The 18,421-nt window shown below is 51.7% G+C and carries 18 protein-coding genes; 7 read left to right on the top strand and 11 right to left on the bottom strand.

Features of this window, described 5'->3' with window-relative positions; translation table 11 throughout:
• The first annotated feature begins 414 nt into the window (after positions 1–414).
• Together HUU59_12845 and HUU59_12840 are read left to right on the top strand one after the other, a co-directional pair.
• On the top strand, positions 415–924 hold the full coding sequence (locus tag HUU59_12845) for a hypothetical protein (protein NUO20325.1): 510 nt from the start codon (positions 415–417) through the stop codon (positions 922–924).
• 20 nt (positions 925–944) lie between these two features.
• Positions 945–1,928 carry a right-handed parallel beta-helix repeat-containing protein gene (locus HUU59_12840; GenBank protein NUO20324.1) on the top strand — a complete coding sequence of 328 codons (984 nt, stop codon included), beginning with the start codon at positions 945–947 and terminating at the stop codon, positions 1,926–1,928.
• On the opposite strand, the gene HUU59_12835 is transcribed toward HUU59_12840, so the two are convergent.
• The 5 genes from HUU59_12835 to HUU59_12815 form a co-directional block, all read right to left on the bottom strand.
• Entirely contained in the window at positions 1,881–2,375 is a 495-nt protein-coding gene (locus HUU59_12835; protein NUO20323.1) for a DUF1579 family protein, read from the bottom strand. The two genes, HUU59_12840 and HUU59_12835, sit on opposite strands and share 48 nt — an antisense overlap.
• Positions 2,376–2,520: 145 nt before the next feature.
• Entirely contained in the window at positions 2,521–3,111 is a 591-nt protein-coding gene (locus HUU59_12830) for a DUF1579 domain-containing protein (protein NUO20322.1), read from the bottom strand.
• Positions 3,112–3,339: 228 nt separating this feature from the next.
• Complete coding sequence (locus HUU59_12825; protein ID NUO20321.1) at positions 3,340–4,398, bottom strand: hypothetical protein; 1,059 nt, start codon at positions 4,396–4,398, stop codon at positions 3,340–3,342.
• Between the two features lie 147 nt (positions 4,399–4,545).
• Positions 4,546–6,189: a chaperonin GroEL gene (gene groL / locus HUU59_12820; GenBank protein ID NUO20320.1), complete on the bottom strand. Its 1,644-nt coding sequence runs from the start codon at positions 6,187–6,189 to the stop codon at positions 4,546–4,548.
• Between the two features lie 62 nt (positions 6,190–6,251).
• Positions 6,252–6,551 carry a co-chaperone GroES gene (locus tag HUU59_12815; protein ID NUO20319.1) on the bottom strand — a complete coding sequence of 100 codons (300 nt, stop codon included), beginning with the start codon at positions 6,549–6,551 and terminating at the stop codon, positions 6,252–6,254.
• A 273-nt stretch (positions 6,552–6,824) separates the two neighbouring features.
• Here HUU59_12815 and HUU59_12810 point away from each other — a divergent pair, with 273 nt between their 5' ends.
• Complete coding sequence (locus tag HUU59_12810) at positions 6,825–7,787, top strand: bifunctional helix-turn-helix transcriptional regulator/GNAT family N-acetyltransferase (protein NUO20318.1); 963 nt, start codon at positions 6,825–6,827, stop codon at positions 7,785–7,787.
• Between the two features lie 159 nt (positions 7,788–7,946).
• Here HUU59_12810 and HUU59_12805 read toward each other — a convergent pair whose 3' ends face one another.
• The 6 genes from HUU59_12805 to HUU59_12780 form a co-directional block, all read right to left on the bottom strand.
• Entirely contained in the window at positions 7,947–9,269 is a 1,323-nt protein-coding gene (locus HUU59_12805; protein NUO20317.1) for a pentapeptide repeat-containing protein, read from the bottom strand.
• A gap of 137 nt (positions 9,270–9,406) precedes the next feature.
• Positions 9,407–9,619 (bottom strand): KTSC domain-containing protein, encoded by a 213-nt coding sequence (locus tag HUU59_12800; protein ID NUO20316.1) that lies wholly within the window; start codon positions 9,617–9,619, stop codon positions 9,407–9,409.
• Between the two features lie 714 nt (positions 9,620–10,333).
• Entirely contained in the window at positions 10,334–11,281 is a 948-nt protein-coding gene (locus tag HUU59_12795; GenBank protein NUO20315.1) for a threo-3-hydroxy-L-aspartate ammonia-lyase, read from the bottom strand.
• A gap of 77 nt (positions 11,282–11,358) precedes the next feature.
• On the bottom strand, positions 11,359–12,357 hold the full coding sequence (locus HUU59_12790; protein NUO20314.1) for a T9SS type A sorting domain-containing protein: 999 nt from the start codon (positions 12,355–12,357) through the stop codon (positions 11,359–11,361).
• 27 nt (positions 12,358–12,384) lie between these two features.
• Positions 12,385–12,576, bottom strand: a complete 192-nt coding sequence (locus HUU59_12785) for a redoxin domain-containing protein (GenBank protein NUO20313.1) — start codon at positions 12,574–12,576, stop codon at positions 12,385–12,387.
• A gap of 78 nt (positions 12,577–12,654) precedes the next feature.
• A complete protein-coding gene (locus HUU59_12780; protein ID NUO20312.1) occupies positions 12,655–13,803 on the bottom strand; it encodes a 2-isopropylmalate synthase in 1,149 nt (382 codons plus the stop codon).
• Between the two features lie 89 nt (positions 13,804–13,892).
• Here HUU59_12780 and HUU59_12775 point away from each other — a divergent pair, with 89 nt between their 5' ends.
• From HUU59_12775 to menB, 4 genes are read left to right on the top strand one after another with little or no spacing between them, the layout of a single operon-like run.
• Positions 13,893–15,056, top strand: a complete 1,164-nt coding sequence (locus tag HUU59_12775; GenBank protein NUO20311.1) for a chorismate-binding protein — start codon at positions 13,893–13,895, stop codon at positions 15,054–15,056.
• Entirely contained in the window at positions 15,005–16,768 is a 1,764-nt protein-coding gene (gene menD / locus HUU59_12770; protein NUO20310.1) for a 2-succinyl-5-enolpyruvyl-6-hydroxy-3-cyclohexene-1-carboxylic-acid synthase, read from the top strand. Before HUU59_12775 ends, menD begins: the two co-directional genes overlap by 52 nt.
• Positions 16,768–17,595, top strand: a complete 828-nt coding sequence (gene menH / locus HUU59_12765; protein NUO20309.1) for a 2-succinyl-6-hydroxy-2,4-cyclohexadiene-1-carboxylate synthase — start codon at positions 16,768–16,770, stop codon at positions 17,593–17,595. The genes menD and menH overlap by 1 nt, the downstream gene beginning before the upstream one ends.
• A complete protein-coding gene (menB, locus tag HUU59_12760) occupies positions 17,592–18,413 on the top strand; it encodes a 1,4-dihydroxy-2-naphthoyl-CoA synthase (GenBank protein NUO20308.1) in 822 nt (273 codons plus the stop codon). Before menH ends, menB begins: the two co-directional genes overlap by 4 nt.
• The last annotated feature ends 8 nt before the right edge of the window (positions 18,414–18,421 follow it).

Raw genomic sequence — 18,421 nt, 5'->3', positions numbered from 1 at the left:
AATACTAAAGAGAGGTTGCAATGAAAACATTCGTCTTAATCGCCTGCTTGGCTATGTCTTCTGTAGCATTAGGGCAAGTTCATTATTGTTTGTCAGTTAGTGAAGTATGCTGTGACGCTAACGCTACAACAGACACTGAGACCACACAACAGGCTTACGCCAATTTTAACCTGTACTGGGATACTGGAAGCCCCGACAATACCGTTCTAATCGAGATAACTGAGGGAGCAACTGTCCTGTACAGTCAGTACCATTGCGGTTGTGGTGTTACTCAAATAGCTGGTGCAAATGCCGGACATCATTTAACCTTGAAAGTAGTTTGCGTGGCTGGTTGCGGGAGCGTGAACTGTAATGCAGGTGCTGCAGAAGTTCGCGTTTTCTCGGCGACTGACAATAATCCGTGTAAACTGAACTGTGAGTAGTTTAATCAAGATCTGCTTGTTCGTCACATACTTTTGGACTTTTGACGTCCAAGCCCGTCTTGTCGTTGTCCCCGTTGAGTATCAGACAATAGAGTCGGCCGTCCTCGCATCACTACCGGATGATACAGTTTTGGTTATGCCTGGCCAATACGTAGAGAGCATAGATCTGCCGTGTCGTGACGTCAGGATTTTCGGGAACGCTCTTCTGTCAAACGATACAAATGAAATTTCCAGCACAGTATGGCACTCCCTCTCAGGCCAAAGACACGTCGAAGGAGGCTCCTGTGAAGGTGACTGGAATGTTTGGTTGGGCGGCATTACGTTCAACGGAGGATCCGCTCTCGGCGAACAGCCCAGCGGCGGCATTTCTATTGATGGAGCGGATCTGCGAATAAGGAATTGCCGTTTTGATAGCTGCTATTTTTCTGACGGCGGTGCTCTTTACACGAGATCCTGTGTTACTCTTATTGACGGTTGCAGGTTAATCCCCAAGCTTCACTGATTGCGAATGCAGGTGGCTATATGGATATCGCATCGAGTCTGTTCTCTCAGAACAATCTCCACTTGGCCATGGAGTTTTTCGAGATTCTTGACGATCTCGACACACTCTATCTGAATAACGTCATCTTTAGGAACAACTCCTTTAACAGCCTCTTCACTTTTCAAAACTCGCCGTCAATCGAGTTGATATCCGTTCATGGAAGTGTGTTTGAGTTTAACTCGATAAGCCATGACGTCTTCTCCGGATTTACCTTGCCGGGCGGAACAACTGTTTCAATAACATCCAATGTGTTTGCCGCCAATTCAGTTCCTGACGGATTCCGGTCAGAGGCATTTGTTGTTCTGAGAAGCAACATCCTTTTCACTGTTAAGAATAATCTCTTTGTTTCGAACGATTGGACAGATTTTGTGGCAATTGCGGCATCAGAAATGAGCCCAACGACAACTGTGGAGCGCAACTATTTCATCGACAATCGATCTCGTTCGGGCAGTTTTGTCGCCGCCGTGGTTCAGTTGAGCAATAATCGTGACTGCTCGTTTAAGGAGAATATCTTTCTCGAAAATTTGTGCTATGGTGCTGTGTCAAATTTTGCGGATTTGCCTCCTGGCCATGCCGAGAATAACTACTGGGGACATGCGAGCGGACCTTTCAATGAATGGTCGAACCCCGAAGGACTGGGCGATTCCGTGGATACTTTGATTCTATATGAGCCATGGGAGGAAGACACGCTATTCCTGTCTGCACCGGATGAACGGGATGTACCTATCACTTTTGCGCTCGGGTATCCTTTTCCCAATCCCTTCAACTCATCGGTGACCATTGAGTACGCGCTGACGCGCGAACAGGACATACGACTTGAGATTTTTGATGTGTTGGGACGTCAAGTGGAAACGCTGTTGCATGAGCGGCAGGGAATGGGTGTGCATTCCGTGGTTTATTATTGCTATTATCGAAATCTACTTGCGACGATAGGTCATGTCCATGGTCTTCTTTTCGTCCGGTGAACCGGGGAAGTCCCAGATTTCCATTTTGAATTCGTCGTCACTCAGATAAGTAAAAACATGTTTGGTGTCGCACTGCTTCATGTTCAAGCCCGGCTTGTCCATCTTGCCTTGAAACACGATGCGCTTGCCACCGTCCTCTTCCACACCATACAACGAATAGAGTCCCGTGGACATATTGTCATTCCACGTGAACCAATAGCGCTGAGTGAAATTATCAAAGCCCGTCATCCCGAATCCTTTGAACGGCATGCCCTGATAGTCCATTTCAAAATGCTGAATCTGCACGCGGCCGTCGAGAATCATCTCAATTTTCGCCGTGCCCGTCATGGGCTGACCGCGCTCGACCATGCTTACAACATACTCCCCGCACTCCTTGGCAAGCTTCGCGTGCTGCGGCCCAGGAGTCGCGTTGCGCATCCAGTTTTCCATCATTTCCTGTTCGGTCATTTTCGGGTCCTTCTGCTACGTTGATAAGATAGCAAGGGACGGCACGCTTGCCGTCCCTGCCATACAAAATATTACGCTGAATTCGTTTCAGCATCGAAGACCGGACTCTGCGCGCCAGCGGCAACGGGTCCAGCGTTCACGCTGGTTACTTCTTGCGCGTGTACTTAATTTCGAAAGCCTTGAACTCATGCGGTGTGCCCACTTCGTCCCAGCTTTCGAGCACGTGCTCGTCGTCGCTGATCCACTTCGAAACAAAGCGCACCGGCTTATCCTTCACATCCATCACCGGCTCATCCATGGTCGTGTTGTAAACAACGGTCTTGCCGCCGTCCGTGCTGGTGCCTTCCATGTACATCATGCCCGTGGTCATGTTGTCTGTCCACGTTGTCCAGTAGACCTTGTTGAAGTTGTCGTAACCACTCACACCAAAGCCTTCATAGGGCATACCCATCATTTGGCCGTTCATGGTGGAGCTGACGGCGCGTCCGCCATTGATGACCTTATCCACGCAAGTTCCTGTAGCTTCCTGCGGGGGCTGGTTTGGCCCCATCCAAAAGGTCATTTTATAGTCCCACTCGCCGGCCATCTTGTTCAGCATCTCGTGTTCGGCCTTGGGGCTGGCGAACTCCATCCACTTCTTCATCATTTCCTCTTCGGAAGGCATCTGACCCTCCTGAGCAAACGCCATGGCACAGCAAGTTGTAAGCATAGCCAAAACAAATAGTTTGAATCTCATCGCTGGAACCTCTCGTCGTTAATTTTGGTGAACTTTCGAGAATATAACATATGTTCAAATGAGAGTCAAGAGGTTTGACACGGGAGCTGAATTTACATTGCAAACCTACCTCCCTGCCTCAGGCTGGGGAAGCGCACAATACTGTAAAGCGCCTGACGGCCAGAGGCCGACGGTAGTGGATAAAATGATGCGGGGCGAACCTTTTGGTTCGCCCCTAGTTCATTAAGATTAGGACTTCCGCGATCTGATTACCTGTATTCGCTCACGCAATTTCTTTTCCAAATCAGCCAAATCTTTGTACAAGTAGTCTTGCATTTTAACGGGTGAAATGTCAAACGGCAATTTCCCACCCATGTCATTCTCGAAATAGCTTTTCTCGATGTACAGAAGCACAGGCTTGGCTCGTGCGAGAGCATAGCCGATTTCGATGTAGCAGTTTGGTCTTTGGAATGTCAGATCAGCTATCACAAATTCACAAGTGTCAATGTAGTCGAAAATGTCCACGAATATGTTTTTCTTTGGCTCCTCATGCTCTTGAACAATAGGCTCAAGACCAAGGGATTCGACAATTGATTTGTACTTAGAGAGTGTAGTAATATGATCTTGATCAAGCGCAGAGCCTCTAATTGGCGCATTACACGCGGCAATAATAAAGACAACTCCTCGTCTATGTACTAGCGACTTTTCATAATACTCGCTACCAACAAAAGTTAGTGTAAATGTACCAACTGCCGATGATCCACCAGGAATTGAGGGTGGTCCAATCAATTTTGAACCGTTTAGCGCAATAAGTTCTCTCTCAATTGTTTCGCTTGAGAAATGTGCTTTGTCTCTCAAAGTGAGAGCTGTTTCAGAATTTGAGTCATACAAGATCGAAAGAATAATCTTTCTAGCTAAAAGACGCTCTTCAACTTGCAAGTTACTTAAGTCCGGGCTTAGAATTTTGGAATCTAAATTGTTGATGTAAGAGTAATGAAATCCACTTTTCTGTACGTCCTTTGTTAACTCTCGGCTTTGATAATTGCCATAGGCCGGATAAGTAAAATTTTGATAGGTTCCGTTCAATACTAACCACTTCGCTAGTTTTTCAATTTCATTGATTGCATCCTCAGGCTTGATGAACAGCTTATCAGCCAAAAGTACCAGCGCGAGATTATCAGTTCCCGAGTTAAAGTGGATATCAAATGCGCTATTGAAACCGTTTTGTTTCCCATGACCAATCTCAATAGTGACCTTATTTAGATCACGATCTCGGTATTGAATTGATGATAAAACCTTGTGACTCATACTATCCTCTAAAATTGAGTGTCTTCCGTAAGATTCTTTTGAAACATCGGCAATTCATTATAGATCACTAAGACTATTCACATGTTCAATCTCTAAATGCAAAAAAGGCGGAGGGCAAACCCCTCCGCCTCTTCAATTGACGCTGGCCTAGTAATCCATTCCGCCCATGCCGCCCATGCCGCCGCCACCGGGCATCGGAGCAGGAGGATTCTTTTCCTTCTTCTCGTGAATCGCGCAATCGGTGGTCAACAAGAGACCGCCAACCGATGCCGCATTTTCGAGTGCGACGCGCACAACCTTGGTCGGGTCAATCACGCCGTCGTCGAGCAGATCGGTGAAGTTTTCGCTGGCAGCATTGAAACCGAAGCTGTACTTGCCGTTCTCGCGAATCTTGTTCACCACCACGCTGCCTTCGTGACCCGCGTTCTGCGAAATCATGCGAATCGGCTCTTCGAGCGCACGACGAATGATGTTCACACCAAGCTGCTCATCGCCTTCGAGCTTGAAGTTCTCGAGCACTTTCTGCGCGCGCAGCAGTGCCACACCGCCGCCGGGGACAATACCTTCTTCAACGGCAGCGCGCGTCGCATGCAGCGCATCTTCAACACGAGCCTTCTTCTCCTTCATCTCAACTTCGGTCGCCGCGCCAACCTTCAGCACTGCAACACCGCCGGCCAGCTTGGCCAGACGCTCTTGCAGCTTTTCACGGTCGTAATCCGAAGTCGTGCCTTCAATCTGCTTCTTGATCTGCGAAATGCGCGCCTTGATCTCATCGCTCTTGCCGGAGCCTTCGACAATCGTCGTGTTGTCCTTGTCGATGATGATCTTCTTGGCGGTACCCAGATCGCTCATGACGGCGTTCTCAAGCTTGAAGCCCGCTTCTTCGGAAATCACACGGCCGCCCGTGAGAATCGCGATGTCTTCCAGCATGGCCTTGCGGCGATCGCCAAAACCGGGAGCCTTAACGGCTGCAACCTTCAGCGTGCCGCGCAGCTTGTTGACCACGAGCGTCGCGAGCGCTTCGCCTTCGACGTCTTCAGCGATAATCAGGAACGAGCGGCCGGACTGCGCGACCTTCTCCAGAATCGGCAGCAAGTCCTTCATCGAGGCAATCTTCTTGTCGTGAATCAAGACATACGGGTTCTCGAGTTCGGCTTCCATTTCGTCGGGATTCGTGACGAAATAGGGCGACAGATAGCCGCGGTCGAACTGCATACCCTCCACGACTTCCAGCGAGGTCTCCATCGACTTCGCTTCCTCCACGGTGATAACACCGTCCTTACCGACCTTGTCCATTGCGTCTGCAATCAGGTCTCCGATGGTCTTGTCATTGTTGGCCGAAATCGTACCCACGGCCGCGATGTCCTTCTTGCCGCTGACGGCCTTGCCGTTCTTCTTCAGATCTTCAACGACCTTGGCGACGGCTTTGTCAATCCCGCGCTTGAGGCTCATCGGATCCGCGCCGGCGGTGACGTTCTTCAAACCTTCGTGAATGATGGCCTGCGCGAGAACGGTCGCGGTCGTGGTGCCGTCGCCGGCGATATCGGAAGTCTTGGAAGCGACTTCGCGAACCATCTGCGCGCCCATGTTCTGAACGGCATCTTCGAGCTCAATTTCCTTCGCAACGGTGACACCGTCCTTGGTGACGGTCGGAGCACCCCACTTCTTTTCAATCACGACGTTGCGGCCCTTCGGTCCCAGCGTCACTTTCACTGAGTCTGCGAGAATGTCCACGCCCTTCTTGAGCGAGGTACGCGCATCGACATCGAAGTCAATCAGTTTGCTTGCCATGTTGTATTGTTCCTTTGGAATTGTTTACCGGATTAATTCAAACAAAAGTGCTGAACGAGCGCTTACTTCTCCACCACGGCGAGGATATCGCTGCGGCTGATGAGCATGAACTCCTTGTCATCGAGTTTGACTTCGGTACCGCCGTAGCGGGCGTACACGATGGTATCACCGACCTTCAGGAGTTCGGACATCTTCTTCTGCTTGCGATCGGCGACTTCCACGTCATCGCCCATGGCCACGATTTCGCCCATTTGCGGACGGTCCTTGGACGCGGTGTCAGGAATGATGATACCACCAACGGTCTTTTCTTCCTTCTCGAGCGGCTTAATCAGGACGCGCTCATCAATCGGCTTGATTTTCATGGTCTTAGGTCTCCCTAAATGGTGTTATTGAAGGTTAACTGAATTGAAACAGGCTGTTAGCACTCAACCCAAGTGACTGCTAATAATACCGCAAATATACGCTCAAAGTTCCCTCGAGTCAACCCTTAGTTCCGATATTTTACTTAAATAAAAACAAATATCTAAATAATGCTCAGTCAGAGGTGTGGAGGAGTGAACCCGCTTTCACTTGACACGAATGAAATGAAAGATTATATTTGTAAGTGCTTACGTAATTAAACACGGGACAAACTGATGACACAGGACTTAATAGCTACTCTCGGCTATCTGGCCATCGGGAGCCGGATGCGGCGGATTACCGACCTAATGTGGCGGGACGTGTCCTCTCTATATGAAAGGAGAGGGATTGAGTTTGAGCCGCGCTGGTTTCCCGTCTATTATCTGCTGTGCGAAGGGGAGTCGAGAACTATCTCGGAGATTGCACGCGAACTGAACTATTCCCATCCGGCGGTGGTGCAGATTGCCAACGCGATGCAGAAGAAGGGGCTCATCGAGTCTTCGGTGCACGAAGGTGATCGCAGAACGCGTGCGCTGTCCCTGACACGCAAGGGGCGCGACCTGCGCAAGAGAATTGAGCCGGTGTGGGAGGAGATCCGGCTGGCGGTGGAAGACATTTGCCTGTCGGCATCGGCGGAAGTGCTGCCCATACTTTCGCGGTTGGAAGCGGCCAATGAAGAGGAGCCCTTGCTGGCACGGGTCGAGCGCATCCGCCGCCAAAAACTCGACACGGAAATCCACATCATTCCGTTCGAGCGCGGGAACAAGAAGCACGCAAAGGCATTTCTGCGTCTGAACGAAGAGTGGTTGCAGAAGTATTTCGTCGTGGAGCCGCACGACCGCGAGATGCTCGGCAATCCGGAAGGATTTATTCTCACGCCCGGCGGGGAGATTTTTTTTGCGGTGTGGGGAGACGAGATCGTCGGAACGTGTGCGATGATTGCCGCGCCTGACAATGAATTTGAATTGGCAAAGATGGCGGTCACCGAACGTGCGCAAGGCAAACAGATCGGCAAACGGCTCGGACAAACGTGCCTCGAATGGGCGAAATCGAAACAGGCAAAAGCTGTTTGGCTCGAGAGCAACTCCCGTTTGACCACCGCGCTGAATCTCTATCGCAAACTCGGATTTCGCTTTGAAGAGCGTCCGTTCGTGTCGGAGTATGCGCGGTCTGATACTTATATGAGGATTGAACTGTAACAGATTCCGGCGGGGGTTCCAGACGGCCGGAGGCCGTCGGTAGTTTTTGGATTCTGGCGGAGTCGAGAAGCCCCCCTTAATCCCCCCAAAGTTACAGACAGATTTGGAGGGAGACCAGAAAACAATCGCCTCGCTCGGTTGAGCGGGGTGGAGAGGGGGCTAGTGCTTGAAGCGTCTTCTAATAGAAAACACAACCAATGTCACAAGTATCGCGCTTAGAACAAACTGTAAGGTGGCAACTAGCATTAGGGCAAGTTGTGCACCTTCTGTTAAAGCTGTACCATTCGGCGGATTCCGAAGCAATTCGTTTATCCATTTAGGATTGAGTGCAACGACGTTTAAAGAGGCAACAAGACCCGCTTCGTCTAAGAAGGGATGATCATGGTCGAACAGCATAGTTGAGTAATACGCACCAAAAAGAATCACTGAGAGAACAAGCCAAGCCGTTGGCAGAAACACCGAACTGCCGTAGTTTGAAGTCCATTTATAAAGGGCTGTCAATGAAAAGAATCGTTTTAGAAAGTGCAAAATTAGTCGCGGAATGAAAGCCCATCGTGGTCGAAAAAGTCCTTGCATCTCAAATTCAGATGTACTTTTTGAACCCCAAAGAAACTTTGAAATTGAGTTGTAAAGCGGAGGCGACAAACGCTGATACTCAAACAAAGACGGCATTAAGATGTACGCTCTTTGTCGCTCACCGTTCTTTTCTGCGTGTGAAATAAGTGCCTCACAATCTTCCCAAAGATAGTCCCACCTGACATTTGATCGCAAGAACCAGTGACCATGTCGATGGCGAATAGGATACTCATTTCCAATGACAGCGCGACCGAGCGATTTCTCGTAATAACCGCCACCAAGTTGAGCGCGAGATAAGTCAGTTCGAGAAAAAGCAAGCCTACTCAAATTGCAATTTAGAAAATTCATACAACTTGAATCTCGGAAGCTATTCTCAGCAAAATAAATCAACCCTTTTTGACCAAATTCAATATCTGGGGCAGTGATATCTCCAAAGTGAGTTGTATTATCGAAAACTAGTACTGAATTTATTGTCGCTCTGCCTAGGCTAAGTCCACCTTCAAAGATAGCATTGCTGAAATCAACTCGACGTTCGAAGCACGCCAAATCAAAATTCACATCTCCTCGAAACCGCGCAAAAACGAATGAAAGAGATGCCTTAAATTGTTCAAGGCCGATATAGGATGGCCATACCTCTGGCAAGTAGTGAGCATTTTCGTCAGCAAGCAACTTGGCAGATAGATAGCCAGGAAAGTTAAAGCCCGCGAAACTCCAAATTTCCTCATTTCCAGATTTCTCTTGCTCAATTAGAGTGCAAACATACTCATGCAACTCGTACCAAAACTCATCAACTTGATAGTCCTCTTTCTCACCGTGAAATATGCAGAGATTTCCATATCTCGATTTTCGATCGCAAGAATATCGATATCCGTCTTTTGTTTCTCGTCTCCATTCACATACACTCAATCAGACCTCCTATACGAAGTTGTGTAACTAAGTTCAAGGCACTCGGATCACAAGTAGCGAAAGTTTGACTACTGGGTGTGTCCGCGACCGAAGCCAAGAGCCCCATTAACCGGGGCTCTTGGCTTGTACCTCTATTGCTAGTTAATTTTTCGAAAGCGATAAGAGTTTCTTATCGCTCGCGCAAAGAATGACCCGTGCGATGATGCTGCCATCAAGGCAGAATAAACATTCGGTGGCACATTGATGTACTGATAGATGCCACCACTAAGGAATTGAATCTCAAGTGTCCGTGTCGCAGTATCATAACCAACACTCTTGAGATTGCTTGAGACAACAGGGGTTCGAGTCATGGAATCTCCTTTGACTTCAAATGGATTAAAGATCATTTCAAACAAACGAAATGTGCTTCTCTTTGAAATTCAATAGGTGATTGCGCTGTCGAAACCTCAGTTCTTATTATTAGAATAGAAGGCAGCTCGGGTGGCTCGCGGGGCCACTTCCCTGCTGGTGCTTCGTTGAACGAATGTGCTCAAAGATAAAAATAAATTGACCCATATTGCAACTGTTGTGGTCGGCATGCATTCATATAAAAAACAACATCTTAAGCTAGATAAGTAATAACAAAAGGAGGAGTTGTCTAACATTGATGAAATTTCGGCGGGGTCGGCGGACATTTCAGACGGCCGGAGGCCGCCGGTAGTTTTTGGATTCTCGGCGGAGTCGAGAACTCCTTACACTATTCGCTGCATGTGCATCGCGACTCGATTTGCCTGCCGAGGTCCTTCTGGCCGCGGCGGCCTTCAGGATGACAATGTTCATGAAGTTATCAAATTCGCTTGAGTGCTTTACTCGCTTTTACATAACGGTTTACGCGGCACGGTGGTCATTCCAGACGGCCGGAGGCCGTCGGTAGTTTTCAGATTCTGGCGGACTCCTGAACCCCCCCTTGATCCCTCCAAGTCTGCAGACAGATTTTGGGGAAGACCAGAAATGAATCGCCCCGCTCGGTTGAGCGGGGCGTTTTACTTCGGTCATTCATTTCGCAGGCGGATTGTCGTCCACCCCTAGATCAAAACTGAGGGATCCAAATTTCCACCGCTGATGATAACCCCAACGCGGTCGGGAGTGGGGAAACCGGAAAGCAATGCGGCCACACCGAGCGCGCCGCTCGGTTCGACGACAAGCTTCATTCTTTCAAACAGAAATTTTGTGGCTTCGATTATTTTTGCTTCGATGACGTTGGCAAACTCGTCAACGTTCGCCCGCACCAACGGAAACGTGAGTTTGCCTAAAGATGGCGTGCGCGTGCCATCGGCAATCGTCGGCGGATTTTTCACCGTGTGGAGCGTGCCCGTGCGCCAGGACAATGTTGCATCGTTGGCCACTTCAGGCTCGACACCGACAACTTTGCAATTCGGATTGACATGCTTGGCCGCAAGCGCGCTGCCTGATAACAATCCGCCGCCGCCGCAAGGGACAAGCAACAATTCGATGTCCGGATAATCTGTGAGCAATTCGAGCGCCGCTGTACCCTGTCCGGCGATGATATGCGGATGATCGTATGGTGGAATCAGCACGTAGCCGTGTTTCTCTTTCAGCTCGTGCGAAATTTCTTCGCGTGTGCGCTCCTTCGGATCATAGAGCACCACTTCCGCGCCGTACCCTTTTGTCGCTGCAAGTTTGATCGGCGGCGCATCCTGCGGCATCACGATAACTGTCTTGATATTCAACAATGCTCCCACGAGCGCCACCGCCTGCGCATGATTGCCTGAGGAGTGGGTGATGACGCCGCACTTTTTCTCTTCAAAGGTCAGACGCGACATCGCGTTGTAGGCGCCGCGAAACTTGAATGCGCCGACACGCTGGAAGTTTTCGCATTTGAGAAAGACATTGGCTCCGCTTCTGGCATCAAGCGTGCGCGACGTATGAACGGGAGTCTTGTGCGCGACGCCCTTCAGAACTTGAGCGGCATCGAGCACATCGTAAGCAGTGGGGAGTTTCTGTTCAGACATAATTTTCTCTTCGTAATGAAAACAGGGTGCACGGTCGCACCCTGTTTCATTTAGACTGTATTCAAAGAATCCTGGATTTACCGGGCCAGCACAACCTTATGCACAGCGCGCAGACCGGAATTGTTCAGTTCGAGCAGATAACTTCCGGACGGAAGCGGCAAGCCCTGTGCATTCACGGCGCGCCAGTTCGCGCTGTAGTTACCGCTCGCCATGAACGGGGAGTTAATCAGTGTTGCGACATTCTGGCCGAGCATGTTGAAGACATTCAGCTCCACCGCGCCTGGGTTGCTGACCACAAATTGAATCGTGGTCTCGGGATTGAACGGATTCGGATAGTTGCGAATCAGTTGTGAAGACAGCGGTACCGGCTCGATGCGCGGAGCAACTCCGCTGCCCTGTTCAAGATGGAGGTCGTAGGCAATCACCTCTTCGGCATCCTCCGGATTGGTCACCGTCACGCGAATCGTGTAGTTCCCGACGATGGTTGACGTGTCCATATAACCTGTTTCAGGATTGATGGCCAGATTATAGATGTAAACTGCCGCTCCGGTGTCGTGCGCCATCGCGTCATAGGTTTCAAGAATGTCCACAATTCCGGAATCGGGCGGGTAGCAGCCGCGGAACGTGCAGACCGAATAGCCCCGCAACGGATCTGGAACATTGACCTGTGACAGGGTTATCTGAAGCTGGCGCTCTTCATTGAGCAGATTGTCAATCACACCGTGAAAGACGTAGTAGTCAAAGCCGTTTGTGTAGGTAATGAGCGTGTCACGCATCTCAAACGTGAATGTCGGCTCGTCAAGCGGCAACCACTGGTCCACATGCGAACGAATCGTGGTGATATTCAACTGATAAGGCTGTGAAACGTATCGGACAATACCATCCGCATCAATCACCACTTTGCGAAACGCGCCTTGATTTGCATTCGCGTAACTTGCCCCCATCGTCAGCAACGGGAACGTCACTCCGGTGACATCGCGAAACACTTCAACTGCCGCCGGTGAGCCGTTATAGGTATCCAAACCTAAGGTGACGACCGGCTGACCCTGATAGTATTGATGCACTCCTGCTTCCATCTGCCCATCCTGGGCACGACAGGTACTTCAGGTGTGGCCGAAGAACATCAGGACAACGACGCTGCCGCGATACTCGCTCAGTGTGTGGCTTCCTCCCCAGGAATCCGTCAAGGTGAAATCGGGTGCTTCCTGACCGACGGTGAACGCGTGAGCGCTCCCAACGGCTAAAAGCAATGCGCAAAGCGGCGCGAGCCATATGCGTTTTTTCATGGTGCTCATCTCCGGTGTTAATCTATTGGCTCGATCATTCGTTTCGTAATCTTTAAGATAACATCTATCAAGCGGGTTTGCAAGAGATTACCCCCTCGCCCATTCAAGCATCCTCCGGCGGGTTACGGTTTCGCGGCGTTCTATGGCCGCACGTATCCTCCCGACAAGAGCTTCAAGCGCCTCGTCAGACAGTTTGATGCCATCAAGCTCCAAAAGTTTTCGTAAGCCATTCTTTCCTAAAAACTTACCAAAAATTATCCGATCCTCCAGTGCTGAATCTCCGCCCACACTCTCCGGCCCGAAGGGTTCAAAAGTCAGCGGGTCAGCAAGCATGGCCTGCTGGTGCATTCCCGCGGCATGTAAAAAGGCATTCTGTCCGACAAGCGCCTTGTTCGGCTGAACCATTACTCCTGAAACTTCTCGAACAAGCCGGGAAGTTTCCAATATCCGCTCAGTTCTCATGTTTGATGTGAGGTTCATGGAATTCTGATGATATTTCAGGATCATGGCAACTTCCTCAAGTGCTGTGTTTCCTGCTCTTTCACCAAGTCCATTAATTGTGCCCTCGACCTGATCCGCGCCTCCTTCGAGTGCGGCCACGGAATTCGCAGTGGCCAATCCGAAGTCATTGTGGCAATGAATGCCAAGCCTCACTGACAAAGGAAAGGCCGCCCGAAGCCTCTCGAAGAGTGACTTCATCCCCTCGGGTAACCCACAGCCAACGGTATCCGCGACCACCAGGGTTGTTGCACCCGCCTCCGCCGCCACCTTCAGGCACGAAAACAATTCCGATTCGCCTGTGCGAGTCGCATCCGTAGCTATAAATTCAATATCATCAAGAAATTTCCGGGCATGCCTGATCGAATCCCCAATCTGAGTCTCGGCTTGCGAACGACTTAGCTTGAGTGATGCCGTCAAATGTCGATCTGATATTGGTAAGACTATGGAAATTCTGGCTTTGTCAGCTTTCTCACAGGCCTTGGCCGTGATCTCTATATCACCACTTCGACACCGTGCTAGGCCGGCAATTACGGGTCCCTGGACTTCATCTGCAACTCGTGAGACAGCCTGCAATTCCGTTTCTGAAGCGGCGGGAAAACCAACTTCAATAATGTCAATACCAAGTTCTGCCAACTGACGCGCGATCCGCAGCTTCTGTTCGACTGAAAATACCACGAACGGGGTCTGCTCGCCATCGCGCAGCGTCGTATCATAAAAATAGACTGTCCGGGACATAGTATGACTCTTGAAATTGCGTTGAATACGAAATATACGGGCATTCCCGCTTGGGTGCAACGGCAGCGAGTTTGAAAGAGGAGAGGATAATGGCTAAATTAGGGGTTATGCGATTCACCGAAGAGACTCAGGCCGACCGTGCCGCTCGCCTCCATGCACTCGCCGCCTTTGCCACGGCTGATTCGGCAACGCTGCTCATGCAGCTGCGCGACGACGACTTTGCGTGGTGTGCGGGAGGAATCGGCAAGTCGGGAAGTTCACTGGCCGGACTGCTTGCAGAACGTGACGGTGCAACTGCAATTCCGGTCTGCTTCCGGTTGGATTACGATTTGACGTCACGTTACTACTGGCAGCCAAAATGGATGGTCGAGCTCCACGGTCATCATCTTGAGTTCTTCGGAGATGTTCCCTTCGACTCCGTTAGCGAAGAATGTGAATTCGAGCCGAACGAATTTCAGCCGCTTGAGGCAGACGCGTTTCCGATTCAGCGCTGGAATGTCGCCGTTTCCAGAATTAAGCATTGCATCGCACAAGACATGCTTCGCAAGGCCGTATTGAGCAGACAAGTGAGTCTCTTCTGCGCCGAGCCGTGGCAGGTTGAAGGCATTTTGGCAGCTCTGCTTGCCGGTTCGAGCGGCACAACGGTGTTTGCACACACTATGAATGACCGGAAGCTCTGGCTTGGTGCTTCTCCCGAAGTGCTGTTTCAGCGCGAAGGCCGCAAGATTCTCGTGGACAGTCTCGCCGGCACAAAACAGACAATCCTCGAAAGCAACTCCTTCTCCGCGAAAGACCGCGAAGAACAGGCCGTGGTCACCGAGTTTCTGCGTCGGGCACTCGAACCCCTGTGTGTTCACGTGTCGGTATCTCCGCTCAGCGAACGGAAAGCGGATGACCTCGTGCATGTGTACAGTCAGGTACACGGAGTCTTGCGCGACGATGTCAATGACGATGACATTCTCACCGCGCTGCATCCAACTCCCGCCGTGTGCGGCTCACCGCGTGACGCCGCCGCTGCCTTACTCGAAGAGCTCGAACCCATGCCGCGCGACCTCTACAGCGGCGTGCTCGGATTCTCAAACGGACATCAAACAACCGCCATTGTCGTCCTGAGATGTGCCCAGGTGTCAGGAAGAAAAGCGCGTCTCTTCGGCGGAGCGGGAATCGTCGCGGAATCGAATGCGGAATTGGAATATGCCGAATGCGGCTGGAAAATGGACATCATGCGGCGCGCATTAATGGATCTGCCGTGACAATTCCCAATCCGAACTATCTGCAGGCAGGGCTCCTCTGGCGGCAGTTGCAAACCGCAGGCGTGTCGCATATCGTAATTTCTCCCGGCTCGCGTTCCACTCCGCTCGCGCGCACTGCGGCACAGTCGGGAAATTTTGAATGTCATGTTCTGACAGACGAGAGAGTCGCCGCCTTCTTTGCCCTCGGGCTTGCAAAGGGTCTCAATAAGCCCGTGGCTGTGCTTTGCACTTCCGGTACCGCACCAGCCCACTACTTCCCCGCAGTCATCGAAGCCTCACTCAGCGGGTATCCGCTCGTTGTCGTGACGGCGGACAGACCGCAAAACCTCCGCAATCAAGGCGCGCCCCAGACCATCGACCAGCCGGGAATGTTCGGCAAATATTCTCGCATGACGATTGACCTGCCGCTGCCTGTTGCCGATTCCGCGGCAATGAAGTCCTCGCTCTACTGGATCCGGCAAACTCTCGCGGCGATGTTATCCGCTCCTGCAGGTCCGGTTCATATCAATGTACCAATGGATGAGCCGCTCGCTCCGCTCGAGTCCGGCGCGGAAATGTGCGCACAAATCTTCGAAGTGTTGGAGCAATCCGTAGAAAGCATTCACGCTGCACCTGCACCGTCTCTGCCTGTTGATCGGAAAGTGATTTCAGACATGGAGGCAAGCTGGTGCGGGCTGATTGTCTGCGGTCCGGACAGTGCGCGCACTGAAAACGAGCGACGGGGCATTCTCTCGCTTGCACGAAAACTCGGCTGGCCGATGCTCTGCGATATCGCTTCCGGACTTCGATTCGAAGGTGAACCGGGAATGCCGGGCTATGACATCTTCCTCCGCCATGAACAGCTCGCGAGCATCGCGCCCGATTTCGTTTTTCAATTCGGCGGTCACCCGACCAGCAAAGTGCTGTGCAACTATCTGAATCGCCATAAGCCTCACACCGTTCGCATGCAGCGCGACACGATTCCCCGCGACCCCGACGGACTCGCAGCCCGGCTTATCGTTGCCGACATCGCAGAGTATTGCCGTGACATAGTCGCGCACGCCAAAGTTTCCCGTGATTCACTGCTGCTGGACCCGTTCTGGAAAACGTCCGGCCTCGTTCGTGCGCACATGCATGACGCCTGCAACGACGACTCCGCCGAAGTGTCCTTTGTCCTGTCGGCAATTGATTGCCTGCCCGATGACAGCAATCTCGTGCTTGCTTCAAGCATGCCCGTGCGCTATGCGGATTTGATCGCCGTCCCGTCAGGAAGGAAAGTCCACGTCTTTGCGCAGCGAGGCACCAACGGCATTGACGGTGTCATTTCACACGCGGCCGGAATTGCCCATACAACGAAGCGGCCGACACTTCTCATTTGCGGCGATCTCGCATTTCTTCACGACCTCGGCGGATGGATGGCCGCGCGACATGCCGCAAACCTGCGCGTGCTGCTGCTGAACAACAATGGAGGTGGAATCTTTCACTTCCTGCCCGTGGCCGATTTTCCCGATACCTTCGAAACGCTGCACGGCACTCCGCTGAATGTCCGGCTTGACGCCGCCGCCGAAGTTTTCGGTATTAAATGGATGGCCTGCGCATCTTGTTCGCAGCTTGCCGACGCGTTATCATGGCACTCGCCGCAGCCGAGCATTATTGAAGTAAAAACAGACCGCGCCGCAAATCGTGCGGCTCATGAGCGAATTGTCAAACGTGTGCTTTCAGGAATTGGCTGATGCTGGTCCGTACTCAGGATATCGTTTGGCACGTACGAATTGACGGTGACAGCAGTATGCCGCCGTTGGTGATGCTCCACGGCTTTGCGCAATCCTTGTACAGCTTCACGCTTCAGGTGCCCGAACTCAGTTCACGGTTCCGCGTCATCAGACTTGACCTCCCCGGACATGGCGGCACAGCAGCACCGGCCATGCTCGACTGGAAACGTCTGTGTGAAACCTTGCATGAGGTTATTGCCAAGTTTGAATGGCGGCCTGCCCATTGGTTCGGATACAGTCAGGGCGGCCGCGTGGCGTTGATGGCTGCCCTCGCAAAACCCGATTTGGTGAAAAGTCTCTCCCTGCTCGGAGCCAGCCCCGGTATCGCCGACGAAAATCAGCGTGAACTTCGCACGCAAAGCGACCGTCTATTGGGACAGAATATCGTCGGCCGCGGCATGGAGTGGTTTGCAGAATACTGGGAGTCGCTGCCGATTTTCGCAACACAGAAATATCTTCCCGATTTCACGCGCAAGCTGATTCGCACCGAGAGAACGTCCTGCTCACCGCAAGGACTGAAGTTCGCTCTCGACCACTACGGCACCGGAACGATGCCGGATTGCTTCGGCAAACTCTCGAATTGGAGTAAACCGCTGATGCTCGTCGCGGGAGAGCTCGACCGCAAATTCATCGAAAGTAATCGCCGGATTGCCGATGCGACCCGCGCTGCGCTGCTGATGCATTACATCCTTCCCAAGTGCGGTCACGCCGCGCATCTTGAACAGCCCGAAGAATTCACTCGACTCTTAATTGATTTCATCCAAGAAGCAGAAAGCAAGACAGCATGAGCAAGTTTCCGTGGCAGACTGCCGGAGAATATAGCGACATCCTTTATCACAAGTGGAACGGAATCGCCAAGATAACTATTAACCGTCCCGAAGTGCGCAACGCCTTTCGCCCGCAAACGCTGTTTGATTTGCAGCACGCCTTTCTCGATGCGCGCGAAGACAGTAATGTCGGAGTGGTTATTCTCACCGGAGCCGGAGAAATGGCCTTTTGCTCAGGCGGCGACCAGCGCATTCGCGGCGATCAAGGCTATATCGGTGATGACAAGGTGCCCCGCTTGAATGTGCTCGATTTGCAAAAGCAAATTCGCTCACTTCCCAAACCCGTCATCGCGATGATTGCCGGTTACGCCATCGGCGGCGGTCACGTGCTGCATGTCGTATGTGACATCTCCATCGCCGCTGACAATGCGCGTTTCGGTCAAACCGGTCCGCGTGTCGGTTCGTTCGACGGCGGCTTCGGTGCCGGGTATCTTGCGCGAATCGTTGGCCACAAGAAAGCCAAGGAGATCTGGTTTCTGTGCCGTCAATACACCGCACAGCAAGCACTCGACATGGGCTTGGTCAACACCGTCGTCCCGCTCGACAAGCTCGAAGAAGAGACTGTGCAATGGTGTCAGGAGATGCTCGCCATGTCGCCCATGGCATTGCGCTGTTTGAAAGCCGCGTTCAATGCCGAAACCGACGGCGAAGCGGGCATTCAAGAACTCGCCGGCAACGCAACTCTGCTTTACTACATGAGCGAAGAAGCGCAGGAAGGCCGCAACGCCTATAAAGAAAAGCGCAAGCCGGATTTTTCGAAGTTCAAGAGACTGCCGTAAGCACATCA

The organism is bacterium (assembly GCA_013360195.1).
Classification (GTDB): domain Bacteria; phylum Electryoneota; class RPQS01; order RPQS01; family RPQS01; genus JABWCQ01.
The sequence above is the reverse complement of the archived record's forward strand: the minus strand, read 5'-3'. Positions and strand labels throughout refer to the sequence as shown.